General features: G+C 63.6%; 24 protein-coding genes and 2 pseudogenes. 15 read left to right on the forward strand and 11 right to left on the reverse strand.

The features are described from left to right. The first annotated feature begins 261 nt into the window (after positions 1–261). Positions 262–942, forward strand: coding sequence for a spermidine synthase (locus tag EGJ86_RS13205; RefSeq protein ID WP_125835389.1), 681 nt, complete (start codon positions 262–264; stop codon positions 940–942). A gap of 41 nt (positions 943–983) precedes the next feature. Here EGJ86_RS13205 and EGJ86_RS13210 read toward each other — a convergent pair whose 3' ends face one another. Then, the gene (locus EGJ86_RS13210; RefSeq protein ID WP_125835459.1) at positions 984–2,045 is read right to left on the reverse strand and encodes an SMP-30/gluconolactonase/LRE family protein; all 1,062 of its coding nucleotides are present in this window, start codon (positions 2,043–2,045) and stop codon (positions 984–986) included. A 131-nt stretch (positions 2,046–2,176) separates the two neighbouring features. Here EGJ86_RS13210 and rnd point away from each other — a divergent pair. The 5 genes and pseudogenes from rnd (at position 2,177) to EGJ86_RS13235 (ending at position 6,432) form a co-directional block, all read left to right on the forward strand. Continuing rightward, positions 2,177–3,310, forward strand: a pseudogene (rnd, locus tag EGJ86_RS13215) (ribonuclease D). Continuing rightward, positions 3,307–3,600, forward strand: a complete 294-nt coding sequence (locus EGJ86_RS13220) for a YcgL domain-containing protein (RefSeq protein ID WP_099525298.1) — start codon at positions 3,307–3,309, stop codon at positions 3,598–3,600. Before rnd ends, EGJ86_RS13220 begins: the two are co-directional and overlap by 4 nt. A 3-nt stretch (positions 3,601–3,603) precedes the next feature. After that, the gene (locus EGJ86_RS13225; protein WP_125835390.1) at positions 3,604–4,536 is read left to right on the forward strand and encodes a D-2-hydroxyacid dehydrogenase; all 933 of its coding nucleotides are present in this window, start codon (positions 3,604–3,606) and stop codon (positions 4,534–4,536) included. Between the two features lie 119 nt (positions 4,537–4,655). Further along, positions 4,656–5,105, forward strand: coding sequence for a YcgN family cysteine cluster protein (locus EGJ86_RS13230; RefSeq protein ID WP_125835391.1), 450 nt, complete (start codon positions 4,656–4,658; stop codon positions 5,103–5,105). Positions 5,106–5,205: 100 nt separating this feature from the next. Further along, the gene (locus EGJ86_RS13235) at positions 5,206–6,432 is read left to right on the forward strand and encodes a hypothetical protein (RefSeq protein WP_125835392.1); all 1,227 of its coding nucleotides are present in this window, start codon (positions 5,206–5,208) and stop codon (positions 6,430–6,432) included. 17 nt (positions 6,433–6,449) lie between these two features. Here EGJ86_RS13235 and EGJ86_RS13240 read toward each other — a convergent pair whose 3' ends face one another. Continuing rightward, positions 6,450–6,920 (reverse strand): RNA methyltransferase, encoded by a 471-nt coding sequence (locus EGJ86_RS13240; RefSeq protein ID WP_125835393.1) that lies wholly within the window; start codon positions 6,918–6,920, stop codon positions 6,450–6,452. A gap of 47 nt (positions 6,921–6,967) precedes the next feature. Then, positions 6,968–7,309, reverse strand: a complete 342-nt coding sequence (locus EGJ86_RS13245) for a YajD family HNH nuclease (RefSeq protein WP_099525302.1) — start codon at positions 7,307–7,309, stop codon at positions 6,968–6,970. Positions 7,310–7,392: 83 nt separating this feature from the next. Here EGJ86_RS13245 and EGJ86_RS13250 point away from each other — a divergent pair, with 83 nt between their 5' ends. After that, complete coding sequence (locus tag EGJ86_RS13250) at positions 7,393–7,707, forward strand: hypothetical protein (protein ID WP_125835394.1); 315 nt, start codon at positions 7,393–7,395, stop codon at positions 7,705–7,707. Positions 7,708–7,776: 69 nt separating this feature from the next. Here the strand turns inward: EGJ86_RS13250 and EGJ86_RS13255 are convergent, their stop codons facing one another. Beyond that, positions 7,777–9,819, reverse strand: coding sequence for a S9 family peptidase (locus EGJ86_RS13255; RefSeq protein WP_125835395.1), 2,043 nt, complete (start codon positions 9,817–9,819; stop codon positions 7,777–7,779). Between the two features lie 105 nt (positions 9,820–9,924). On the opposite strand from EGJ86_RS13255, the gene EGJ86_RS13260 reads away from it, so the two are divergent. The 5 genes from EGJ86_RS13260 to EGJ86_RS13280 all read left to right on the forward strand — a co-directional run bounded on the left by EGJ86_RS13260 (position 9,925) and on the right by EGJ86_RS13280 (position 13,420). Then, entirely contained in the window at positions 9,925–10,398 is a 474-nt protein-coding gene (locus EGJ86_RS13260; protein WP_125835396.1) for an MFS transporter, read from the forward strand. 63 nt (positions 10,399–10,461) lie between these two features. Continuing rightward, positions 10,462–10,908 (forward strand): HIT family protein, encoded by a 447-nt coding sequence (locus EGJ86_RS13265; protein ID WP_125835397.1) that lies wholly within the window; start codon positions 10,462–10,464, stop codon positions 10,906–10,908. 4 nt (positions 10,909–10,912) lie between these two features. Beyond that, positions 10,913–11,686 (forward strand): class II glutamine amidotransferase, encoded by a 774-nt coding sequence (locus EGJ86_RS13270; protein WP_024308676.1) that lies wholly within the window; start codon positions 10,913–10,915, stop codon positions 11,684–11,686. A gap of 4 nt (positions 11,687–11,690) precedes the next feature. Continuing rightward, a complete protein-coding gene (locus EGJ86_RS13275; RefSeq protein WP_125835398.1) occupies positions 11,691–12,215 on the forward strand; it encodes a DUF2937 family protein in 525 nt (174 codons plus the stop codon). A gap of 137 nt (positions 12,216–12,352) precedes the next feature. Continuing rightward, on the forward strand, positions 12,353–13,420 hold the full coding sequence (locus EGJ86_RS13280; RefSeq protein ID WP_125835399.1) for a DUF2167 domain-containing protein: 1,068 nt from the start codon (positions 12,353–12,355) through the stop codon (positions 13,418–13,420). Positions 13,421–13,548: 128 nt separating this feature from the next. On the opposite strand, the gene EGJ86_RS13285 is transcribed toward EGJ86_RS13280, so the two are convergent. From EGJ86_RS13285 to EGJ86_RS13295, 3 genes are all read right to left on the reverse strand, one after another. After that, positions 13,549–14,727, reverse strand: a complete 1,179-nt coding sequence (locus EGJ86_RS13285) for a VWA domain-containing protein (protein ID WP_125835400.1) — start codon at positions 14,725–14,727, stop codon at positions 13,549–13,551. A 147-nt stretch (positions 14,728–14,874) separates the two neighbouring features. Next, complete coding sequence (locus tag EGJ86_RS13290; RefSeq protein ID WP_024308671.1) at positions 14,875–15,720, reverse strand: MoxR family ATPase; 846 nt, start codon at positions 15,718–15,720, stop codon at positions 14,875–14,877. A 144-nt stretch (positions 15,721–15,864) separates the two neighbouring features. Further along, positions 15,865–16,944 (reverse strand): DUF748 domain-containing protein, encoded by a 1,080-nt coding sequence (locus tag EGJ86_RS13295; RefSeq protein WP_125835401.1) that lies wholly within the window; start codon positions 16,942–16,944, stop codon positions 15,865–15,867. A 137-nt stretch (positions 16,945–17,081) separates the two neighbouring features. Here EGJ86_RS13295 and cysK point away from each other — a divergent pair, with 137 nt between their 5' ends. Beyond that, on the forward strand, positions 17,082–18,053 hold the full coding sequence (gene cysK / locus EGJ86_RS13300; protein ID WP_125835402.1) for a cysteine synthase A: 972 nt from the start codon (positions 17,082–17,084) through the stop codon (positions 18,051–18,053). A 197-nt stretch (positions 18,054–18,250) separates the two neighbouring features. On the opposite strand, the gene EGJ86_RS13305 is transcribed toward cysK, so the two are convergent. Continuing rightward, the gene (locus tag EGJ86_RS13305) at positions 18,251–19,141 is read right to left on the reverse strand and encodes a DMT family transporter (RefSeq protein ID WP_125835403.1); all 891 of its coding nucleotides are present in this window, start codon (positions 19,139–19,141) and stop codon (positions 18,251–18,253) included. A 207-nt stretch (positions 19,142–19,348) separates the two neighbouring features. Here EGJ86_RS13305 and aceK point away from each other — a divergent pair, with 207 nt between their 5' ends. Both aceK and EGJ86_RS25340 read left to right on the forward strand, forming a co-directional pair. After that, positions 19,349–21,067: a bifunctional isocitrate dehydrogenase kinase/phosphatase gene (gene aceK / locus EGJ86_RS13310; protein ID WP_125835404.1), complete on the forward strand. Its 1,719-nt coding sequence runs from the start codon at positions 19,349–19,351 to the stop codon at positions 21,065–21,067. 87 nt (positions 21,068–21,154) lie between these two features. Then, the gene (locus EGJ86_RS25340; protein WP_017362870.1) at positions 21,155–21,286 is read left to right on the forward strand and encodes a PA1414 family protein; all 132 of its coding nucleotides are present in this window, start codon (positions 21,155–21,157) and stop codon (positions 21,284–21,286) included. A 6-nt stretch (positions 21,287–21,292) separates the two neighbouring features. On the opposite strand, the gene EGJ86_RS13315 is transcribed toward EGJ86_RS25340, so the two are convergent. From EGJ86_RS13315 to EGJ86_RS13325, 3 genes and pseudogenes are all read right to left on the reverse strand, one after another. Continuing rightward, complete coding sequence (locus EGJ86_RS13315) at positions 21,293–22,024, reverse strand: MBL fold metallo-hydrolase (RefSeq protein WP_125835405.1); 732 nt, start codon at positions 22,022–22,024, stop codon at positions 21,293–21,295. 91 nt (positions 22,025–22,115) lie between these two features. Continuing rightward, the gene (locus tag EGJ86_RS13320) at positions 22,116–23,456 is read right to left on the reverse strand and encodes a cytosine permease (protein WP_125835406.1); all 1,341 of its coding nucleotides are present in this window, start codon (positions 23,454–23,456) and stop codon (positions 22,116–22,118) included. 179 nt (positions 23,457–23,635) lie between these two features. Continuing rightward, positions 23,636–24,634: pseudogene (locus tag EGJ86_RS13325) on the reverse strand (thiamine pyrophosphate-dependent enzyme); the annotation flags it as partial. Positions 24,635–24,732 lie beyond the last annotated feature (98 nt).

The following is a 24,732-nucleotide window of genomic DNA, read 5'->3' on the forward strand; positions in this document are numbered from 1 at the left end:
GAAGTGTCGGCCACCAGCGTCCAGCCCAGCGAGCCGAGGCCCTTGCCGAAGAAGGCCAGGGCCATCAGCACCATCACCGCCGTGTCGCGGTCGGCGGCACAGGCCCGCCCCCCCGCGCGCGCCCCAAACCGCGGGCGGCCCCCCCGCCCCCCCCGCTCCCCGGGGGGGGCCTCGTCGTTTCTGGCGGGGCAGGGCTGTGCTGCCCGGCCGATTCAGGCATGCTGCCTGCCCTCACGCTCGCTACACAGGTCCTCGCCTTCTATGAAACGCTTCGTTCTGCTCGATACCGCTCCTATCCCGGGTACGGATAGCGCGCTCAACCTGTTCGAATACGGCGAAGATTTCGTGATCAAGATTGCCGGCGGCGATGGCGGGCAACTGATGAATACGCGCATGCACGGTTCGGAAGATGCCCTGGCCGCGATTCCCTGCAAGCAGATCGCCGGTCGTCCACAGGTGCGGGTACTGATCGGTGGTCTGGGCATGGGCTTCACCCTGGCTTCGGCGCTACAGAACCTTGGAGCCGACGCCGAGGTAGCGGTGGCCGAGCTGGTGCCGGGTGTGGTCGAGTGGAACCGTGGTCCGCTCGGGGCGAAGTCCGGTTATCCGTTGAATGACCCGCGTGCAGTGATCATTCAGGAGGACGTCGCCAAGGTGCTGCAGGCCGCCGAGCAGTGCTACGACGCGATCATGCTGGACGTCGACAACGGCCCGGAGGGGCTGACTCAGAAGGGCAATGACTGGCTGTACAGCATGGACGGCCTGCGCCAGTGCGCCAGAGTGTTAAGGCCCAAAGGCATGCTGGCGGTGTGGTCATCCAGCGCCGACCGGGCGTTCTCGGAGAAGGTGCGTAAGGCCGGCTTCAAGGGCGAGGCGGTGCAGGTCTATGCCCACGGCAATCGGGGCACGCGGCACACCATCTGGATTGCCCAGAAGGTTTGAGCGGGCTGCCCAGGTCTTGAGTGACCCGGGCAGCTGTGTGCTCAGTGAATCTGCAGTTTGCCGATTCGATCGTTGTCCAGGCTGCCGAAGTACAGGTAGTCGCCTACCGGTTTCACCGAGGTGACCATGCGCAGATGCGTGCCGCTGGTGTCATGCAGGCTGCGGACGATCTCGCCTTGATCGTTGAGGGCGATGGCGAAGCCGTAAGGGATCGCCTTCGGCCAAAGGGCACGCGGCAGTTTGGCCATTTGCGACTTGAGCCAGGGGTGGCGATGAAGGAAGTCGGCATCGGCCTTGCGCGGGGTCGGCAGGGCCACCCAGAAGGTGCCGTTGCGGTCGCCCTGCAGGTTGTCCGGCAGGCCCGGCAGGTTGTCGATGAAGATGTCGTGCTGGCCGGCCTTGTCGCCCTTGAGCCAGTAGCGGGTGATGCGGTAGCGATAGGTTTCGTTGACCAGGACGAAGTCCTCGTTCGCCGACAGCGCCACGCCGTTGGCGAAGTACAGGTCTTTCAGCAGTACACGGGTCTCGCCGCTGGCCGGGTTGTAGCTGAGCAGGCGGCCGTGAGGGCGTGCCTCGAGCAGATCGAGCAGGTAGTCCGGCTGTTCGAAGCGCGAGGAGGCGTCGCTGAAGTAGATGGTGCCGTCGCTGGCGATGTCCAGGTCATCGGTGAAGGCGAAACGCAGGCCTTCAGCCTCAGTGGTCAGCACCTTGATCGCGCCCTGCGGGTCGATGCTCAGCAGGCCCTTGTAGGCATCGGCGACGATCAGATTGCCGCTGGCATCGAAGTTCATGCCCAGCGGGCGGCCGCCCGTGTCGGCGAAGGTTTCCAGGCTGTCGTCTTCCAACACGCGAACGATGCGGCCATCATGCAGGCCGGCGTACACCCGGCCCTGGCTGTCGACGGCAGTGTCTTCCGGGCCATGCACCTGGCCGCGCGCCAGCAGCTCGGCTTTCATCAGGGTGTCGTTGGGCTCCAGTGTTCCAGTCATCGCCGGGGCGGGCGCGGCATCCCAGGGCAGCGGATCGATCGGGCTGGGCGTCAGGGCCAGGTAACTGGCCGCTGCGGCCAGCAGCATGACGACCAGGGCAAGCAGTTTCTTCAGCATTGTTGTTCTTCCGTTTCGGAGGTGGTGCGCGGCACAGATTACACAGTTCCCGTCATCGGCGGCAGGCTGCTGCCCCGTGCGCTGGCCTGGGCATATATACTGCGCGGCATTCTAGACGGGAGAGCCGCGTGGCTAACGACATTCACTGGATTCTCGACGACGCCAGCCTGGCCGAGCATTGCGCTGCCTGGCAGGCGCAGCCCTTCGTCGCGTTGGACACCGAGTTCATGCGCGTCGACACCTTCTATCCCATTGCCGGGTTGCTGCAAGTCAGCGCTGGCGACGGCGCCTACCTGATCGACCCCCTGCGCATCAGCAACTGGCGGCCGTTCGCCGCGCTGCTTGAGTCGCCTACAGTGGTCAAGGTGCTGCATTCATGCAGTGAAGACCTGGAAGTCTTTCTACGCCTGACCGGCAGCCTGCCGACGCCGCTGTTCGACACGCAACTGGCCGCCGGTTATCTCAATCTCGGTTTCTCCATGGGCTACTCGCGTCTGGTGCTGGCCTTGCTGGACATCGAGCTGCCCAAGGGTGAAACCCGCTCCGATTGGCTGCAGCGGCCGCTGTCTGAGCTGCAGGTGCGCTACGCCGCCGAGGACGTGCTGCATCTCGTTGAGGTGTACCGCGCCCTGATGGCCCGCCTGGCGCCGCAGAAGGTCGAGTGGATTCTGGAGGACGGTGCCGAACTGGTCGCCAATCTTGGTCGTGAGATCGCCCCGGAAGACGCCTGGCGCGAGGCCAAGCTGGCGTGGTAACTGTCGCGTCAACAGCAGGCCGTGCTGCGCGCACTGTGCGCCTGGCGCGAGCGTGAGGCGCGGGCGCGCAACCAGCCGCGTAATCGCATCCTGCGCGAGCATTCGTTGTGGCCGCTGGCACGTACCCAGCCGGATAACCTGGTGACGCTGGCGCGCATCGAGGACATGCACCCGAAAACCGTACGCCAGGACGGAGAGAGACTGCTGCAGCTGATTCGTGATGCCGCTGCGCTGCCGCCCGAGCAGTGGCCCGAAGCCTTGCCCGAGCCGCTGCCCATCGAAGCCTCTGCGCTGCTGAAGAAATTGCGCGTCATTGGCCAGCAAGAAGGTGAGCGCCTTGACATCGTCCCTGAGCTGATGCTGCGCAAGAAAACCCTGGAAGCCCTGTTGAAAACCGGCTTCCCCCATGGCCCGTACCGATTGCCCGACTCCCTGCGCGGCTGGCGCCGGGAGCTGATGGGCCAGGCGCTATTGGATTGCCTGGCCGCCGAAGGAGAATCCGCGTGAAACGCATCTGTTCCATCTACAAGAGTTCGCGCAAGAACGAGATGTACCTCTACGTGCTCAAGGCCGATGCTCTGGCGCGTGTACCGGAAGGGCTGCTCAGCGTCTTCGGCCCACCCGCGCATGCCTTCGACCTGGTGCTCAGCCCCGAGCGTCAGTTGGCCCGCGAGGACATCGCCCAGGTGCTGGAGAACCTCGAGAAGCAGGGCTATCACCTGCAGATGCCGCCGCCCGAGGAGGAGTACATCGAGCACCTGCCTGACGAACTTTTGCGCCGCAACGACCCGGTGTGACCGATGCGCCTGTTGATCGCCGAAGAGGAGCATGCGTTCTACGCCGAGCGTATCCGTAGCGCCTACCCTGACCTACAGTTGGTCGCCAGCGCGCAGCTCGAACAGCTGCGTGTGGTCGCCGGCGACTGCGACCTGTGGCTGGGGCAACCCGACCTGCTCGCACCGCTGTTGCGCGACGGCACGCGGCCGCAGTGGTTGCAATCGACCTGGGCCGGCATCACGCCGCTGTTGGCGGAAGGATTGCCGCGTGATTACCGCCTGACCCGTGCGGTCGGCATCTTCGGACAGGTAATGGCCGAATACGTGCTCGGCCATATGCTGGCCCACGAGCGGCGCCTGTTCGCCCGGCTGGCGGCGCAGGTCGAGCAACGTTGGGATCACAGTCTGCCGCGCAGCTTGCGCGGTCGCCGCGTGTTGGTGGTCGGTTGCGGTGATATCGGTCAGGCCGTGGCCGAGTTTCTGCAACCCTTCGGCGTGGAACTGCGTGGCGTCGCCAGTCAGGCGCGCGAACAGGTGCCTTTTGCCGAAGTGGCAAGCATGGATGACTTACCGCGGCTGACCGCCTGGGCCGATTACATGGTCAACCTGCTGCCGGATACGCCGGCCACGCGCGATCTGTACGATGCCCGGCTGCTCGCCCAGTTCCGCCCGGAGGCGGTGCTGATCAATGCTGGGCGCGGCGTTGCCGTGGGCGATGCTGACCTGGTGACCGCACTGGAGCAGAAACAGTTGGCCGCAGCCGTGATCGACGTCTGCCGTGAAGAGCCTCTGCCGCCAGGCCATCCGTTCTGGACGGCGCCGCGTTTGCTACTCACCGGCCACAGCTCGGCGCCCACCGATCCGGCCTTGATGGGCGAGTTGTTCATCGACAACCTGGCGCGTTGGCAAGCCGGACAGTCGTTACAGGGTGAAGTGGATTTCGCCCGCGGTTATTGAGCATCCAGTTGGTGCGCATGGCGCACCCCATGGCCCGCCGTTCGGCATGCGCCGCTTGGCCGGGGCGCATGCTCAAGCTAGACTGCCGCGCTTTTTACGCTTGAGTCCATACTGCTGCCATGGCCGCCGACCTCGAACCCTTCTGGAAACGCAAGACACTCGCCCAGCTCGATCCGTGCGAGTGGGAGTCGCTGTGCGACGGTTGCGGCCTGTGCTGCCTGCAGAAGCTCGAGGACGAAGACGATGGCGCCGTCTACTACACGCGCATCGCCTGCAAGCTGTTGGACCTGCAAACCTGCCGTTGCAGCGATTACCCCAATCGGGTCAAGCACGTGCCTGACTGCATTCAGCTCACCCCGGCGCAGGCCGATCAGTTCCGCTGGCTGCCGCCGACCTGTGGTTATCGCCTGGTCAGCGAAGGCAAGGACCTGCCGCACTGGCATCACCTGGTCTGCGGCGACCCGGATGCCGTGCACGCCGAGCGCATTTCCCAATCAGGACGTATGCTCAGTGAGAACAGCGTGGCTGAAGACGACTGGGAAGATCATCTGATTTTTCGTGCCGGTTGATTGCCACGCGGCTTCTTGGAAAATCTATTTGCCGTCCATGGAATTTGCCCTGTGGCGCTGCTGTCATATGCTGCCACGTTCAGCATCAGGAGTTCGCTCGATGTCCCTTCGCTTGCCGTTGTACTCGTCTTTGCTGCTTCTGAGTCTGCCGGCCTTTGCCGCTACGCAGAAGGTCGATCTGGATTACCGCGTGCGCTTCTTGCCGGAGAGCAATCAGGCTGAAGTCAGCATCACCCTGGAGAAGGGCGAGCGCGTGCGCAGTCTTGACTTCAACCTCGGCGAAGACGGCCGTTTCAGCGACTTCAAGGCCGATGGCCAGTGGTCGCAGGAGCAGGCCGGGCGCGGCAAATGGCAGCCGGGCGAGGGCAAGAGCGTTTTGAGCTACCGCGTGCTGATCGACAACGAGCGCAAGCCGGGCCGCTACGACGCCCGGATGACCCAGGACTGGGCGCTGTTTCGCGGTGACGACCTGGTGCCGGCGGCCAAGCTCGATCAGAAGGACAAGACCGATCTGGTGGCGCGCCTGCAGTTCGATCTGCCCAAAGGCTGGAAAAGTGTGGAGACCGGCTGGCCGCGCATCGGCAAGAACCGTTTCCGCATCGACAACCCGCAGCGCAAGTTCGACCGCCCGACCGGCTGGATGCTCGCCGGCAAGCTCGGCACCCGTCGCACCCGTCTGGGCGACACCGAAGTCGCCATCTCTGCGCCCATCGGCGAGGGCATGCGGCGCATGGACATCATGACCTTCCTCACCTTCGTCTGGCCGCAGATGCAGCAGGTGTTCCCACGTGATCCGGACAAACTGCTGATCGTCGGCGCTGGCGACCCGATGTGGCGCGGCGGCCTGTCGGCGGCCAACTCCTACTTCATGCATGCCGATCGGCCGCTGGTCAGCGAGAACGGCACCAGCTCCCTGGTGCACGAACTGGTGCACGTGTTCGGTCGTATCTATGGTCGTGAGCGTAGCGACTGGATCGCCGAAGGCCTCGCCGAGTACTACGCCATCGAGTTGATGCGCCGTGCCGGCGGCATCAGCGAGGACCGCTATCAGAAAATCCGTGAACAGCTGATTCGCTGGAGCAAACCGGTCAACAGCCTGCGTACCGACAACGCCAGTGGCCCGGTCACGGCGCGTGCGGTGCTGCTGTTGCAGGAACTGGATCGCGAGATTCGGCAGAAGACCAAGGAAAAGGGCAATCTGTCGCTCGATGACGTCACCCGTGGCCTGATGCGCCTGGACAAGGTCAGCACCAAGGATTTCATCGACATCACCGAGAACGTCATCGGGGGGCCGTCGAAGACCCTGGACACGCGTTTGCTGCGTTGAGCGTTAGCGCTTCGTGGTCAGAACAGGGGGCCGGAGCGGGTGTTGTTACCCTTGGCCAGGCGGTCGTAGAGCACCACGTTGACCGTCGCGGCCAGGTTCATGCAGCCCTGGGTCGGGATGTACACCACTTCGGCGCCACACCAGTCGAGAATCTCCTGCTGCAGTGAGCCATCCTCCGGACCGAAGATGTACAGCGCCCGGTCGGGATGGGTGTAGGCGGGCAGGGGGCGAGCATCATCCACCAGTTCCACCGCTACCGGGGTGCAGCCCAGCGGCAGGATCTTGCGCAGATCGTCGATATTGATCAGCGGGATATCCTGGTGAACCTTCTTGGTATCGGTGATGAAATCCTTGGCGCGGTCATAGCGGGTTCCGGTGTAGAACACCGAACTGACGCCATAACAGCCTGCCGCACGCATGATGGAACCGACGTTTTCCGGCGATTTCGGATTGAACAGGCCGATGCAGGCGTATCTCTTGTTGGCCACGGTGGCACTCGCAAAAGCGCCGATTATACGGTGCCGAGTGCCACGCCCTAGTCCTTTTTCAGCAGGCTGGCCAGATCGCCGAAGGCCTTGTAGGTCGATTTGGCGGCCTGAGGGCTGGCGGTGGAGCCTTCGGCGAAGTACTGCTGGTCGGTGTAGCGCGAGTGTTCGTTGTCGTGACAGAACAGGCACAGCAGCTCCCAGTTGGAACCATCGGCCGGGTTGTTGTGGTGATTGTGGTCGCGGTGGTGCACGGTCAGTTCGCTCAGGCGCTTGCCAGAGAACTCGCGGGCGCAGCGGCCGCAGACGTGGGGATACATTTTCAGCGCTTTCTGCCGGTAGCCTTCTTCGGCCTGGGCGGACAGATAATAGGGGTTGTTGCTGGTGCTCATGGCGGAACCTGTTATCGAAGGTGAACGCTTGTCTGGATATGTTGCCAGAATAGAACGAAAGCTAGCTGCACAGGAGAAATGTCATGCGCTTGCCTCTGTTCGCTGCGATGATTATGGCCTCCAGCCTTGGCAGTCTGGCCTGGGCTCAGGAACCGATGCGCATGCCGTCCACCCCTGGGGCTGGCGCGCCGGGCACCGCCACGCCGCAGCCATACGGCCAGCCTTCCACGCCCAGTACGATCAAGCGCCAGGGATCGGCGCCCCTTTTACCGCCGCCGCAGGGACAAACGCCCCCAGGGACTGCGCCGAAATCCCCTGGTGACCAGCCGATTCCGCAACTGGATGAGCAACTGCGCCGCAACAGCCAGGGGCTGGATGGGCAACGCAAGGCGGAGTAATCGGCGTAGGAGCGGCTTCAGCCGCGATGCTGGGAATCGCTGCTGAAGCGCAATGCCGCCCAACCGCTCCTACGGGTGTGCTATCCCGAGCACACGGAACAGAAACGCGTACTCCAGCGCCACATCCTTGATGCCCTGATAACGCCCACTCATGCCACCATGGCCGGCGCCGAGATCGGTCTTGAGTAGCAGCAGGTTGTCGTCGGTCTTGTCGCGACGCAGTTTCGCCACCCATTTGGCTGCTTCCCAGTACTGCACGCGGCTGTCGTTGTAACCGGCGACGGCGAGGATGGGCGGGTAGGTCTGGGCGCGGACGTTCTCGTAAGGTGCGTACGCCTTGATGCGTTCGAAGACCTCGGGCTGATTCGGATCGCCCCATTCGTCGTACTCGGTCACGGTCAGCGGCAGGTCCGGGTTGAGCATGGTGTTGAGCACATCGACGAACGGCACTTCGGCGATAGCGGCGGCGAATAGCTCGGGGCGCTGGTTGAGTACGGCGCCAATCAGCAGGCCGCCAGCGCTGCCGCCGCTGATCGCCAGTTGCGAAGTGGTGGTCAGGTCCTCGGCGATCAGGCGTTCGGCGCTGGCGATGAAATCGTCGAAAGTGTTCTGTTTATGTTCGAGTTTGCCGGCGCGGTACCAGGCTTCGCCCATCTCGCCGCCGCCGCGTATGTGCGCGATGGCGAAGACGAAACCGCGTTCCAGCAGGCTCAGACGCGCGTGGGAGAACCAGGGGTCGAGGCTCGCCCCGTAGGCGCCGTAACCATAGAGATAGAGCGGTGCCGGTTTGCCGGCGGCGAATACCTCGCGGCGCGCTACCAGGCTGATCGGGATCTGCGTACCGTCGGCCGCGCTGGCCCAGAGACGGCGACTTTCATAGGCGTCGGCATCGAACGGGCCTTCTACCGGCGTCTGCTTGAGTACCTGCTGTTCACCCGTGGCCAACTCCAACTGGCGTACCTGCGCGGGGCGGTTCAGCGCTTCGTAGCGCAGGCGGATCACCGGGCTGTGGAATTCCAGGCTGTCCTGCACGTAGAGGCTGTAGGCCGCATCCGGCAGTTGCACGCGATAGGGCTCCAGCCCCTGCGGCTGCACTTCGAGGATCGGCAGGCCGCCTTCACGCAGGGCGAGGGTGAGCGCACGCTGGTTCAGCGTGGCGCCTTCGAGCATCACCTGCGGGTCGTGAGCGCGAATCTGTTGCCAATGCGGGCGCTGCGGCTTGTCCTCAGTGGCGCGGTAGAGCGCGAAGTTGATGCCACTCTGGTTGCTGCGGATCAACCAGCACCAATGGCCGTCCAGCATGCCGTGGTCGACGTCGTATTCATGACCTTCCTCGCGCGGAGCCAGGCAATTGAATTCGCCCTGTGGCTGCTGCGCATCGAGCACCCAGACTTCGCTAGTGGTCTTGCTGCCCAGTTGCAAAATCAGCTGGCGCTCGGAGCTGGAGCGGTAGCAATGCAGAAAGAAGCGGCCATCCTCTTCCTCGAATATGGCTTGCGCAGCGCTGTCACCGAGGCGGTGGCGGTAGAGCTTGTAGGGGCGATGGGTCTCGTCCAGTTCGGTAAAGAACAGCGTCTGGCTGTCATTGGCCCAGGTCATGCTGCCGTCGCAATCGTCGAAGGGCAGTTCGCTGATTTCGCCGCTGGCGAGCTCCTTGACGAACAGGCGGTAGATCTCGTCGCCGCTGCTGTCGAGGCTGTAGGCCAGGCGCTGCTGGTCGGGGCTGATGCTGAATGCACCCACGGAAAGAAAGCCGCCGTCGGCCAGCGCGTTGGGATCGAGCAGCAGCGTTTCGCTGGCACTGTCGACCTGCAGCGAACCGTCGGCAGGACGGCGGCAGCGATAGTGCCGTGGATACTCATCACCGGCCGTGGTGCGCTGGTAGTAGAGATAGTCGCCCCAGGGCGTCGGCAGTGACAGGTCAGTCTCGCGAATGCGCCCCTTGATCTCCTCGAACAGTTGCTCGCGCAAGGCCTGTTGCGGCTCCAGCACGGCATCCAGGTAGGCGTTTTCTGCCTGCAGGTGCGCCAGGACCTCATCGCTGTCGCGGTTTTCCAGCCAGCGATAGGGATCTTTGCCGGCTTCTTGGCGGGCGATGGGGGCAGAGGACATGGCGTAGCTCCAGAGAACGAGAGGGCGACGGCGGGGGCGCCGCATTGGGCAAAAGCCGTTATCATAAGCGCCCCTTTGCCAGACCTGCCACGCCGGCGCCTGCTTATGATGAATGAAAACGACTACCTCATGGCCTGGGCGGCCTACGGGATTGCTGCCCTGGGTTGCCTGTTGGTGTGGATGCGCCTGACCAGCTGGATGTGGCGCTACCTGCGCGAGCCGCTCGCCGTGCTGGTGGCCGTGTTGCTGTTCAGCCCTACCATTGTCGACCCGACGCGCGAGCTGTTCGCGCCGGCTCTTGCGGTCACCGCCATGGACGTATTGCTCAAGGTCGGCAACAACGCCTGGCGTGCTGTCGCCGATCTGGCGCTCTACAGCCTGATTGCCTTGGCTGTTTACCTGCTGTTCGTCGCCGTGCGCTGGCCCATCGAGCGCTGGTGGAAGTGGCGCAAGGGCGAGCAGGTGGCCGAGGTCGACGAAGACCCGCGTACCTTGCGCGAACGCATGGAGGAAGACGACGACCTGCCAGCACGCGATTACGGGCGTGATCGTTCGGGTCGCATGGAACCGCGTATTTGATCTGACCCCTTGCGCCTGCCGGCCCAGGCGTTCAGCATGATGGCCTTGTGCAAGGGAGGCCTGATGGATTGCGTGTTTTGTGCCATTGCCGAGCAACGGCTGCCCGCTCATCGTCTGTATGAGGACGATGACTTCATCGTGCTGCTGGATATCTTCCCGATGCGGCCGGCCCATGTGTTGATCGTCAGCCGCCTGCATGCACCGTTTCTGCGTGACTTGCCGCCGGTGGTGCGTGAGCGTCTGCTGACGCTGGCCGAGCGTATCGCCGCCGCGCTGCGCGAGGCGGGCTTTGGCAAGAACGGTATCAACCTGCTGATCAATGACGGTCCGGATTCCAATCAGCACGTGCCCCACCTTCATTTACACCTGATTCCACGCCAGCCAGGCGACCTGCCAGCGCTGCTCTGGCGATTGCTGGTGCGTTTTCTGCCAATGGGCCGCAAGCGAATCGAAGCGCGTCTGCAAGATGAAGCCGATCGTCTACGCCTGATCCTCGGCAAGGAGAATTGATTAGATGTGCGAATTGCTCGGCATGAGCGCCAATGTACCCACCGATATCGTGTTCAGTTTCACCGGGCTGATGCAGCGTGGTGGCCGCACCGGCCCGCATCGCGATGGCTGGGGCATCGGTTTCTACGAAGGGCGCGGCCTGCGTCTGTTTCAGGACCCGCGGGCGAGCAGTGAGTCCGAGGTGGCGCAGTTGGTGCAGCGTTACCCGATCAAGAGCGAGGTGGTGATCGGGCACATTCGTCAGGCCAACGTCGGTCAGGTTTCACTGGTCAATACCCATCCTTTCAGCCGTGAGCTATGGGGACGCAACTGGTGTTTCGCGCATAACGGTCAGCTCGCTGGTCTGCAGGGCTCCACCAGTTTCTATCGACCGGTGGGCGAGACCGATAGCGAAGCCGCCTTCTGCGACCTGCTCAACCGCGTGCGGCGCGCGTTTCCCGAGCCGGTCTCGGTGGAGGTGCTGCTGCCGGTGCTGGTGGCGGCCTGTGCCAGCTACCGCCAGCTTGGCGTGTTCAACTGCCTGCTCAGTGATGGCGACTGGTTGTTCAGCTTCTGCTCGACCAAGCTGGCGCATATCACCCGGCGTGCGCCTTTCGGCCCGGCGCAGCTCAAGGACGCCGATCTCAAGGTGGACTTCCAGTCTGAAACCACACCCAACGATGTGGTGACGGTCATCGCCACCGAACCTCTGACCGACAACGAACAATGGTCGCTGTACCAGCCGGGCGAATGGCGCCTGTGGCGCCGCGGCGAAAGCATCACTCACGGCAAGGCCTGATCCCATGCTTAGAAGCTACCTGCGTCTGACGCTGTTCGCCTTCGGCCTGTTGCTCGGCGTACAGGTGCCGGGCTTCATCGATGATTATGCCAAGCGGGTCGAAGCGCACCGTCTGGAATCGCAACAGAGTCTCAAGGGTTTCCAGGAAACCGCACAGAAATTCTTCAAGGGCGACATGGACGCGCTGGTGGCGCACTACCGCGTCAGCGACGACCCGGTGATGCGTAGCGACGCCAAGAGCGTCGGGCACCTGGTGCAGCGCTCGGCCTTGCTCGAGCGCGAGTGGCAGGCCATGCAGGGGCCCTGGTACGCCCAGGCCTGGCACCTGGCGACTGGCGCCGATCACGAGCTGTTCCAGGAAACCCTTCGGGCGTACCGCTATCAGGTGTTGTTCACCCCGGATGCCATCCTCTGGGGTGTGATCAGTGCGTTGCTGCTGGCCTGGCTGGCGGAACTGCTGGTGCTGATATTCGGCTGGCTGTTCGGGGCAGGGCGGACCAGACGCGCTCAGCAGCGCCACTGGCGCTGAATCGGTCAGCCCGCGAGCGTTCCTAGGCGCAAGCCGAAGGGGGCAAAAGGTGCGCTGGTTCGCCAGATGTGCAGGCAGGGTATGTTAATGTAATACCGCGTTACATTTATCCCACACCCTGTAGCACTGGAGTTTCCATGTCGATCAAGGATTCGATCCTGGCAGCCGCGCTGGCTGCCGTTCTGCCGTTCACGTCCGCTGCATACGCCAATCCCGAGACCGAGCCTGAGAGTGCTGCGGTCAGCGAAGAGGTCACCGAGGGGGACGATTCGGCGCAGTACATCAGCCCCGAAGAATTCGTTGCCAGCCTGGAGTTCAAGACCGGGCGAGTGGTGATCGGCAACGATCTGGCCACCCTCAACCTGCCCGATTCGCTGGTATTCCTCGATGGCGAGAATGCCCAGCGCCTGCTGGTCGATGGCTGGGGCAACCCGCCGGACGACGTTCCGCCGCTGGGCATGATCCTGCCGGCCGGGGTATCGCCGCTGGCCGAGGAGTCCTGGGGTGTGACCGTCGAATATGAAGACAGCGGTTATGTGTCCGACGAGGACGCCGCCGACATCAACTACGGCGACATGCTCAAGGACATGCAGGCCGACATGCGTGAGGCCAACACCTGGCGTGAAGAGAATGGCTACGAGCCGGTTCAGCTGGTCGGCTGGGCCGCTGCGCCACGCTACGATGCCGAGGGCAAGAAGCTGCACTGGGCCAAGGAGCTGAAGTTCGGTGACAGCGAGACCAACACCCTGAATTACAACATCCGCGTGCTGGGCCGTAAGGGTGTGCTGGTGCTGAATTTCGTCGCCAACATGGATCAGCTTGCAGAGATCGAGGCCAACGTGCCGGCCGTGCTGGCAGCCACCGAATTCAACCCAGGCCAGCGCTATGCCGAATTCGATCCGGACCTGGACACCGTAGCCGCTTACGGCCTGGGCGCGCTGGTAGCCGGCAAGGTGGCGGCCAAGACCGGCCTGCTGGCCATGCTGCTGGTACTGCTGAAGAAGTTCTGGTTCATCCCGGTGGTGGTGATCGGCTGGCTGTTCAAGCGTATCGGCCTGAGCAAGAAGGGCACGCCGAGCGAAGAAGCGAGTGTACCGGCTGCTCCTGTGGCAGCGCCAGCCGAGGCCAAGGTCGAGGAGCCGGTACAGGCCCCGGCGCAGACGGTGATGGACCTGAACAAGCCGGACGACGCGGACAAGCGTTGAGCTCGAATCTCGCGTAGCCTGGATGCAATCCGGAGCCGAGGTTCATAAGTACCCGGATTGCATCCGGGCTACAAAAACGCCGCGAATCCTTAACCGGATTCGCGGCGTTTTTCGTTGCGGCTCTAGCCTTACTTGGACAGATACTTCATGCCGTCTTCCAGGCCCTGCAGGGTCAGCGGGTACATGCGATCTTCGATCAGCTCGCGTACCAGGGCGGTGGAAGCGGTGTAGTTCCAGGTGTCCTTGGGGTAGGGGTTGATCCAGATGATCTTCTTGAACTTCTCGGTGAAGCGCTTCATCCAGACGTAGCCGGCTTCCTCGTTCCAGTGCTCGACGCTGCCGCCGGCCTGGGTGATTTCGTAGGGCGCCATGGCCGCATCGCCGACGAACACCACCTTGTAGTCGGCGCCGTACTTGTGCAGCAGGTCCATCGTCGAGGTGCGTTCGCTGGTGCGACGCATGTTGTTCTTCCACACGCTCTCGTAGATGAAGTTGTGGAAGTAGAAATATTCCAGATGCTTGAACTCGGTCTTGCAGGCGGAGAACAGCTCCTCGCAGACCTTGACGTGGGCATCCATGGAGCCGCCGATATCCAGCAGCAGCAGGAGTTTGACCGTGTTGCGCCGTTCCGGGCGCATCTGGATGTTGAGCAGGCCGCCGTCTTTCGCCGTGTGGTCGATGGTGCCGTCCAGATCCAGCTCTTCGGCTGCGCCCTGGCGGACGAACTTGCGCAGGCGGCGCAGCGCCACCTTGATATTGCGCGTGCCCAGTTCGACCTGATCGTCGAGGTTCTTGTATTCACGCTGATCCCACACCTTGGCGGCCTTGCCCTGGCGCTTGCCCGCATCGCCGACGCGGATGCCTTCCGGGTTGTAGCCGCCGGAGCCGAACGGGCTGGTGCCGCCGGTGCCGATCCATTTGTTGCCGCCGGCGTGCTTCTCTTTTTGCTCCTCGAGGCGCTTCTTGAATTCCTCGATCAGCTTGTCCAGGCCGCCAAGGCTCTGGATCTTCGCCTTTTCCTCGTCGCTCAGCAGGCGCTCGAACTCCTTGCGCAACCACTCCTCGGGGATCATCGCCTCGATGTGCTGGTTGAGGTTCTCGAGGCCGTTGAAGTAGGCGCCGAAGGCACGGTCGAACTTGTCGAAGTGACGTTCGTCCTTCACCAGGATCGCGCGCGCCAGGTAATAGAACTCGTCCATGTCGGCGAACACGACGTTGTGCTTGAGCGCGTTGATCAGGTCGAGCAGCTCGCGCACCGACACCGGCACCTTGGCCGCGCGCATTTCGTTGAACAGGTTGAGCAGCATGGCTGCGGGTCTCCCGGTGATGCACGAACGGTTCCCTCTCCCATTCATGGGAGAGGGTTAGGGAGAGGGGCCTTTCAGGCCGTATCGACGCAGCCGGCTACCCTCTCCCCCGGCCCCTCTCTCGCAAGCGGGAGAGGGGAGACAAGCCTAGCGGCTAGCGCGGCGGGTCATGAAGGCCAGGCGCTCGAGCAACTGCACATCCTGCTCGTTCTTCACCAGAGCACCGGCCAGCGGCGGGATGGCCTTGGTCGGGTCGCGCTCGCGCAGCACGGCTTCGCCAATGTTGTCGGCCATCAGCAGTTTGAGCCAGTCCACCAGTTCGCTGGTCGAGGGCTTCTTCTTCAGGCCCGGCACCTTGCGCACGTCGAAGAACACATCCAGCGCCTCGGCCACCAGCTCGCCGCTGATGTTGGGGTAGTGCACGTCGACGATCTTCTTCAGGGTCTCGCGATCCGGGAAGGCGATGTAGTGGAAGAAGCAGCGGCGCAGGAAGGCGTCCGGCAGTTCCTTCTCGTTGTTCGAGGTGATGATGATGATCGGGCGCTGCTTGGCCTTGATCGTCTCGTTGGTCTCGTAAACGTAGAACTCCATCTTGTCGAGTTCCTGCAACAGGTCGTTGGGAAACTCGATGTCGGCCTTGTCGATCTCGTCGATCAGCAGGATCACGCGCTCGTCGGACTCGAACGCCTCCCACAGCTTGCCCTTCTTGATGTAGTTGCGAACGTCGTGGACCTTGTCGGAGTCGAGCTGCGAGTCGCGCAGGCGGCTGACCGCATCGTATTCATACAGGCCCTGATGCGCCTTGGTGGTGGACTTGATGTGCCAGGTGATCAGGCGGGCAGAGAAGGCCTCGGCCAGTTGCTCGGCGAGCATGGTCTTGCCGGTGCCCGGCTCACCCTTGACCAGCAGCGGGCGTTGCAGGGTGATGGCGGCGTTGACCGCGAGTTTGAGGTCGTCGGTGGCGACGTAGGACTGGGTGCCTTCGAACTTCATCGGAAAATCCTCGAAACGGTAACGCGCGGGCCGGCCCGCAGCAGAAATTCAGAGCGCGACTATAACGCGCAGCTCCGGTGGCTGTGAACGCAGACGCAGTATTCAGTCACTGAATGGGCGGTCACCGCTGCTTTCGGCTACAGCTCAGCTGCCGTCCTGCTGAGGTGGCGGGCGTTCGTAGCGGGGCGTGAAGGCTTCGACGAAACCATTGCGCAGGATGCCGATGAAGGCCTGGAAGGCGCTGATATCCTGCTGGCGCGTGCTACCGCTGAGTTCGACACGGGTGGCGATCTGATCCTGACGCTGATTCTTCAGGACCTTCTCGCTGCCACCGACCAGAGCCTCCCATATCGAGCGCAGAAAGCCCTTGTCCTGGTCTTCCACGTCCTGCTGCCAGTCAAACACCTCGACGTTGCGTAACAGCGGCTTGATGTAGCCACTTAGCTGAGCATCCTCGGCGGAGGCTTCGACTACCAGGTCGCCATTACCGCTTTTGAAGTCGAACTTGCCATAGGCGTTGGCCAGGTCGTTGAGGCGCGTTAGCTCGATACCGGTGGCGCGTACGCGGAACTCGAAATCCTCGAAGTTGTGAAAGGGATCGAACACCGCCGTGGCTTCCAACGGCGCGTGATCGAGCAGTTGCGCCGTGCCCTCGAAACGGGCGACGCGATCGCCCTGTTCGTCGGCCACGTTGGTCAGGTTGTAGAGGCTGGCGTCGATCGCATTGGCATGCAGCTTCACCGGTGGTGAGACGCTGAAATTGTAGAAGCCCAGCGTACCGTCGAGTACGCGCACTTCGTTGAGGGTGATCGGCAGCAGCTTGTTCAACTGCTCGCGCCAGTCGACGCCTTCACCGGTCTGGGTGTCATCGCTGTTTTGCCCGTCGACGAAGTTCACTTGCGGCCGGTCGAAGATCACCCTGGCCACCACGGCCTGCTCCTGCCACAGCTCGCGCCAGCTCACAGAAATATCGATGCGCGGCGCCTCGACGAAGGGCACTGGCACCTGCTGCTCGGCCTTGACGATGTTCAGGCCGTTGATGCGATAGGCACCGCGCCAGAGCGCGATGTCGATGTCCTCGATCTGCCCGCGGTAGTTGCCCATCTCCGCGAGCTTGTCATTGAGGTAGTCGCGAATGACGTAGGGCAGGGCGACGTGCAGCAGCACCAGCAGGGCGAGCAGGCTGAGGCAGATCCACAGCGGCAGGCTGTAACGGCGTTTCATCGGGTGCATCCGTCAGGTCTGATTCTCCACAGGTTGACTGCGCTAGCCGGGGCAGAGTTCGACCTTCCTGATGCTGGACGCGATGATTCATCAGGCATAGGCTGGTGAGCTCCGCAACGACAAGGAATCGATGCACCATGAGCCGCATTTTCGCAGACAACGCCCAGGCCATCGGCAATACACCGCTGGTGATGATCAACCGTCTGGGACCGAAAGGCGTGACCATCCTGGCCAAGATCGAGGGCCGCAACCCGGCGTATTCGGTCAAGTGCCGTATCGGCGCCAGCATGATCTGGGACGCCGAGGAACGCGGTGTGCTCAAGCCGGGCATGACCATCGTCGAGCCGACCTCCGGTAACACCGGTATCGGCCTGGCCTTCGTCGCCGCGGCGCGCGGCTACAAGCTGGTGCTGACCATGCCGGCCTCGATGAGCCTGGAGCGACGCAAGGTGCTCAAGGCCCTGGGCGCCGAGCTGGTGCTGACCGAGCCGGCCAAGGGCATGAAGGGCGCGATCGAGAAGGCCAACGAGCTGGTCGCCGCCAATCCTGACTATTACCTGCCGCAGCAGTTCGAGAACCCGGCCAACCCAGCCATCCATGAAAAGACCACCGGGCCGGAGATCTGGCGCGACACCGAAGGCGCCATCGACGTGCTGGTCTCCGGCGTCGGCACTGGCGGCACCATCACCGGCGTTTCCCGTTACATCAAGCAGACCCAGGGCAAGCCGATTCTGTCGGTAGCGGTGGAGCCGGTGGGCTCGCCAGTGATCAGCCAGACCCTGGCCGGTGACGAGGTCAAGCCGGCACCGCACAAGATCCAGGGCATTGGCGCCGGTTTCGTGCCGAAGAACCTCGACCTGGCGATGGTCGATCAGGTCGAGCAAGTTACCGACGATGAAGCCAAGGCCATGGCCCTGCGCCTGATGCGCGAGGAAGGCATTCTCTGCGGGATTTCCTGCGGCGCGGCGATGGCCGCGGCGGTACGTCTGGCCGAAAAGCCGGAAATGCAGGGCAAGACCATCGTGGTTATCCTGCCGGACTCCGGTGAGCGCTACCTGTCGAGCATGCTGTTCAGCGATATGTTCACCGAGCAGGAACTGCAGCAGTAAGCCGGTTGCAGGCTTCAGGCGGCAGGCTAAAAGCCGAGCCAAGCGTAGGGTGGATGTCGCTTTTCACATCCACCTTTTTGGGGGGAGCGATGAAGCGCGATCCTCCCACGCCCTGGCGATACTTGGTCGCACCACCAGTCCGTAGCCCGGATGCAATCCGGGGAGTCACCCCGCCTGCGTCCCGGATTTCATCCGGGCTACGCTCTGCTCACGCTCGGCCTGACCACCAGCCATAGGGCCAGGGCGATCAACAGGCAGCCGGGCAGGTAGTCCCAGCTCAGGGGCTCACCCAGCAGCAGGGCACCCCACAGCACGCCGAACGGCGGGATCAGAAAGGTGGTGGTACTGGCCCTGATCGGTCCGATATCGGCCAGCAGGCGGAAGTACAGCACGTAGGCGAAGGCCGTGCAGAGCAGACCAAGGCCGGCCAGCGACAGCCATACCTCGAGACCACCCCAGCTTGGCGGTGGCTGCAGCGCCAGGCTACCGGCGAACAGCGGCAGCAGGAACAGGCTGGCCCCGGCCAGGCTGGCGAAGGCGGTCAGGCGGTTGTCCAGGCCGCCCTGCTGGCCGATCCAGCGGCGGGTGAGAAAACCGGCAAAGCCGTAGCAGGTGGTCGCCACCAGGCAGGCACCTGCGCCCAGCAGCAGGTCGAGATCGAAAGCTACCGGGCCGGTACGGGTCAATACCGCCACGCCGAGCAGGCCGAGAAACACGCCCGCTGCCTTGCTCGGGGTGATGCCTTCATGGAAGAACAGTGCGCCGATCAGCACGCCCATCAAGGGGGTGGTGGCGTTGAAGATCGCCGAGTAACCGGCCGGCAGGATCAGCGCCGCCAGGCAGTACATGGCCGAAGGCAGGCCGGCGTTGATCACGCCCAGGCCGAGGCAGGTGCGCAGCTTGCCGCGAAAGTCCCAGTCACTGCGCAGCAGCAGGAGCAGCGCCAGCAGCCCCAGTGCGCCGAAGCTGGCGCGAAAGAAGGCGGTCGGCATACTGCCGAGGACCGGTGCGGCAACGCGCATGAACAGGAAGCTGGCGCCCCAGATGGCAGCGAGCAGCAGCAGGCGAAGCAGATCGGCGGTACGCACGGCGAAGCATCCAACAGGGTGGGGGCGAGAGTGTTGCCGCTGGGCTGGGTTCTGGCAATCCGCATTGCACTTTTGAACGAGGTTGTGCCAACCCGTAGCCCGGATGAAATCCGGGAAGACCGGTGATAGCCCCGGATTGCATCCGGGCTACGTTTGGCCGACTTTACAGCTAAGCTCGCTTCACTGATTTCCTTGCGAGGCACATGTATGGGGCAACAATGGCCGGCCGGCGAGATCGCTCGTCTGATCCTCGACGGCTTCGACGACTACCGCGAGCACTTTCGCCAGATCACCGATGGCGCCCGCGTACGCTTTGAGCAGGCGCAGTGGCAGGAGGCGCAGCAGGCCTCGGCGGCGCGGATCAACCTGTACGAAGAGAAGGTCGCAGAAACCCGCGAGCGTCTGCTGCAAAGGTTCGATGCTTCGCTGCTGGATGTAGGGCAATGGCCGCTGGTCAAGAGTGCCTATATCGCCCTGATCGACCTGCGGTTTGATGACGAGCTGGCGGAAACCTGGTTCAACTCGATCTTCTGCAGCCTGTTCAGTCATGACCAGATCAGTGATGGCTGCATGTTCATCCACACCACCCGGCCGTCGCTGCGCAATCAGCCCAGCGCTGCGCAGACGCGCAGCTACCGGCCCGCCGGAGAACTGCATCAGGCGCTGCAGGCGATTTTCGAGGATTACCGTTTCGATGTGCCTTACGAAGACCTGCCTCGTGACCTGCAGCGCCTTGAAGAACAACTGCGCGCCAGCCTGCCGGACTGGGTGTGCAAGGACCCGGCGCTGTGCATCGAGCTGTTTTCCTCGGTGCTGTATCGCAACAAGGGCGCCTACCTGATCGGGCGCATCTACAACCGTGAGGAGCAGTGGCCGCTGGCGATCCCGCTGCTGCACCGTGAAGGTCAGGGCATCCAGGTCGATGCGGCGATCACCGACGAGGCGGAGGTGTCGATCATCTTCTCCTTCACCCGCAGCTATTTCATGGTGGACGTGGCGATCCCAGCCGAGTTCGTCGGTTTTCTCAAGCGCATTCTGCCGGGCAAGCACATCGCCGAGCTGTACACCTCGATCGGCTTCTACAAGCACGGCAAATCCGAGTTCTACCGCGCCCTGATCGGCCACCTGGCCAGCACCGACGACCGCTTCATCATGGCGCCGGGCGTGCGCGGTATGGTCATGAGCGTGTTCACCCTGCCGGGTTTCAATACCGTGTTCAAGATCATCAAGGACCGTTTCGCCCACGCCAAGACGGTGGACCGCAACACGGTGATCGAGAAGTACCGCCTGGTCAAAAGCGTCGACCGGGTAGGGCGCATGGCCGATACCCAGGAGTTTTCCGACTTCCGTTTCCCCAAGGCCAAGTTCGAGCCTGAATGCCTGGCCGAGCTGCTGGAGGTGGCGCCTTCGACCGTGGTGGTGGAAGGTGACACCGTGGTGGTTCGGCACTGCTGGACAGAGCGGCGCATGACGCCGCTGAACCTCTATCTCGAAGGCGCCAGCGAGGCCCAGGTGCGCGAGGCGCTGGACGACTACGGCCTGGCCATCAAGCAACTGGCGGCGGCCAATATCTTCCCCGGCGACATGCTGCTGAAGAACTTCGGCGTCACCCGCCATGGCCGCGTGGTGTTCTACGACTACGACGAGATCTGCTTTCTCACCGAAGTGAATTTTCGGCACATTCCGCCGCCGCGTTTCCCCGAGGACGAGATGAGCTCCGAACCCTGGTATTCGGTGGGGCCGATGGACGTATTCCCCGAGGAGTTCCCGCCATTCCTGTTCGCCGATATCAAGCAGCGCCGGTTGTTCAGCCAACTGCATGGCAATCTCTATGACGCCGATTACTGGAAACGATTGCAGGAGGCGATCCGCGCGGGCAAGGTGATCGACGTGTTCCCCTATCGGCGCAAGAGTCCGGTGATTTGACGGAGGCTGGTTGAAATCCGTTTGGCCCGGCCTAATCTGATAAGTGAGCCGCCGGCTCTTCCCTTAACTTGGCAGGAGGTCGTACCCATGCTCGCCAAGCTGCAAGAACAACTGCAAGCCCTGCTGCAGGCCCTTGGCCTCGTCCCGCAACCTCAGCCGATTCGTATCAGCGAGGCCGAGCAGGAGCGCCTGCGGCGTGAAGCGCGTCAGCGCCGCTGAAGCTGTTCAGTCGAGATGGTGGGCGTCGAACCAGGCGTCTATCAGCTCGCGCATCCGCTGCCCCGAGAAACTCGCGAAATGCCCGCCATGCACGGTGCGCACGGGCAGTTCGCGCAGGCGCGCCAGACTCTGCGCGTAATCTTCCAAGTTCGAATGGTAGGCGTCCTCGATCAGCGGGCCGTCGTAGAGGATGTCGCCGGAAAACAGCGTGTGCGTCTGCGCTTCCCACAGGCTGATGCCGCCCGGTGAATGGCCGGGCGTGTGCAGCACCTGCAACACCCGATTTCCCAGATCCAGCACGTCGCCATCCTCGATCAGGCGCGTGGCCGGTGCCGCCCGTACGCGGTATTCGGCGTAGCACAGCGGGCAATCCGGGTGCGCCTCGAACATCTCGTCACCGACGAAATCGGTGGCCATGGTATTGGCGCCGTCCGGTGCGGCAAGGATATCGGCCTCGGCCGGATGCACCAGGCGCTCGGTGAATTCGTGATGCCCGGCGATATGGTCGAAGTGGCAGTGGCTGGCCACCGCCAGCAGCGGCCTGTCTGTCAGCCAGGGTAGTTGCTCGCGCAGGCTGACCAGCCCGGAGCCGGAGTCGATCAGTACGTCATGCTCGCGCCCCTGCACATGCCACATGTTGCAGCGGTAGAAGGGGCGAACGTAGGGCTCGTGGATCAGGCAGATGCCATCGTGGCGGTGTTCCACCTCGAACCAGCGGTCACGGCTGACGATTTTCATGATGGGGACTTGCCTCATTGGCGGGTTGCACCCGCCCTACAGATTCGTATGGCGGGTAGGGCGGGTGCAACCCGCCACGATGTTCATCACGCTACGCCAGCTGCGCGCGTGGCACCAGCACCCAGCGGCGCAGGACCGTGTAACTGGCGGCGGTGATCAGGAACACCGGCAGCGACGCGCCCCAGGCCAGCGGCGAGATCCAGCCCCAGTAGTAGGCCAGCACTGCGCCCAGACCATAGGCGACGAAGGCGGCCGGGTTGAAGCCGTTCAGGTAACGGTAGCGGCCGCCGTCTTCGCTGAGCAGTTCGTCCACTGCGTAGTGGCCTCTGTGGATCAGGAAGTAGTCGGCGATCAGCACGGCGAAGGCCGGGATGAACACGCTGCCGATCACCAGCAGGAAATTCTGGAAGTTGTCGAGAATGCCGGGGATCTGCGAACCCAGGATCGACAGCACGCCGATGGCCAGCGCCGGCTTCCAGAACGGAGTCTTCGGGCTGATGTTGAGGTACGAAAGCGAGGCGCTGTAGACGCACATGACGTTGGTGGTCATCACCGAGAGGAAGACCACGATGGCCGCTGGCAGGCCGAAACCGAAACCGGCCAGCAGCACCGCCGGGTCGTAGGTCTGCTCCATGCCGGTCAGCACCGAGAAGCCCGACACCGTGGCGCCCAGACCCATGGCCAGCAGGGTGGCCGCGACATAGCCGACCCAGGTGCCGACCGCCGCTACGCCCTGGCTGCGGCAGTTGCGGTTGTAGTCGGCCGCCAGCGGTATCCAGGAAAACGCGGTGGCGATGACAATATCGAAGGCGATACCGGGGGTGATCTCGTTGCGCGGCTCGGTCGGCATGGCCAACAGGTTGGCGAAGTCGAACTTCTGTCCCATCACGTAGAACACCGCACCTGCCAGCAGAAGCATGCCGATGGCGGCCCAGCGTTCGACCCGCTCGATGCCCAGATGGCCACGCAGGGCGATCAGCAGCACCAGGGTCTCGCAGAGGATGGTGAACAGCGGCAGGTTGGAGTAACCGGTCAGGTGCTCCACCGCATAGTTCAGGCTCATGCCGGCCAGCAGCGCCTGGATCCAGCTCCAGGCGAGCAGGGTCAGCAGGTTGACCAGCGACGGCAGCTTGGCGCCGTGCACGCCGTAGCTGCCGCGTGCCAGCACCATGGTGGTCAGGCCCGAGCGTTGGCCCATCAGCCCGACCAGTACCAGTGGCAGGATGCCGATACCGGAGCCGATCAGGACTATGAGCATGGCCTGGGTGAATTTCAGATCCGGCACCAGCAGCATGCCGGTGAGGATGGTGGTGACCACCACGTTGGCGCCGAGCCACAGGGCGATGGTGCCACCGAGACCGAGGCTGCGATGCGCCTTGTCGGTTGGGGCCAGGCCGTCCTGGCCGAAATACTGGCTGAGATGCTTGAACATGGAACGACTCCCCGATGCTTGATTATTGGTCTTGGTAGAACGGCAGTCAGTGATGCAGCTGAATCTTGTGGTTATGTCGGTAGCCCCGATGCAATCCGGGGCGGGATGTCGCGGCTAAAGCCCCTCCCACAGGGGCACCTCGATTTCCGTGGGAGGGGCTTTAGCCGCGATCAATGTCGTCAGGGGTGAAAGGGCGCGGCCTCCTGCACTTCGATGATCAGCGGGCGATCCTGCGGCGCGCTGCGCAGCAGCGCGGCCAGATGCGCATGGGCGCGCGCTCGTTCGGCGGCGCAGCCGAAGCCGCGGGCGATGGCCAGCAGGTCCGGGGTGTAGATGTCGACGCCGATCGGCTCGATCTCGCGGCGCTGCATGTAGCGCTTGATCTCGCCATAACCGGCGTTGTTCCACAGCAGCACAATGATGCCGACCCGCGCTTCCACGGCGCTGGCCAGCTCGGGCAGGGTGAACTGGATGCCGCCGTCGCCCATCAGGCTGATCACCGGGCGCTGCGGCTCGGCCAGCTTGGCGCCGATGGCCGCCGGCAGGCCGTAGCCGAGGGTGCCGTAGCCGGTGGAGGCGTTGAACCAGCGCCGCGCGCCGTCCAGTTCCACCAGATGGTTGCCGCTGTACACGGTCTGCGTCGAGTCGCCGACGAAGCGGGCATCGGGCAGAGCATCGAGGATGCAATCGAACAGCTGGCGGTAATGCGCCCAGCCGCTGAAGTCCTCGTTCAGGCGCGCCTGCACGGCTGCGGTACGCCGGGCGCCGGGGCTATCTGCGTTAGCCTCGAGCGGGTCGAACTCGGCCAGCAGCATGCGCATGGCAACGCGCGCATCGCCCTGGATCGCCAGATGCGGGGTGAAGTTGCGCTGCAGTTGCTGAGCGTCGATGTCGATGCGGATCAGCCGGCCGGGCAGGCGGAAGTCGCCGTCGAACACCACGTCGTAGTCGGTCTCGCCCAGCTCGGTGCCGATGGCCAGCACCACGTCGGCCTCCAGCGCCAGGTCGCGCACCGGGCGCAGCGACTGGTTGCTGCCCAGCAGTAGCGGATGGCCTGGCGGCAGCAGGCCCTTGGCGTTGATGGTCAGCGCGGTCGGTATATCCAGGGCGCTGGCCAGGACGCGCGCTTCGGATTCGGCAGTCACGCAGCCACCACCGAGCAGGAGCAGCGGGCGTGGGGGGGGGGGGGGGGGGGGGGCGGGGGGGGGGGGGGGGCGGGGGGGGGGGGGGGGGGGGGGCGGGGGGGGGCGGGGGGGGGGGCGGGCGGGGGGCGGGG

Source organism: Pseudomonas sp. o96-267 (genome assembly GCF_003935465.1).
GTDB classification, from domain to species: domain Bacteria; phylum Pseudomonadota; class Gammaproteobacteria; order Pseudomonadales; family Pseudomonadaceae; genus Aquipseudomonas; species Aquipseudomonas sediminis.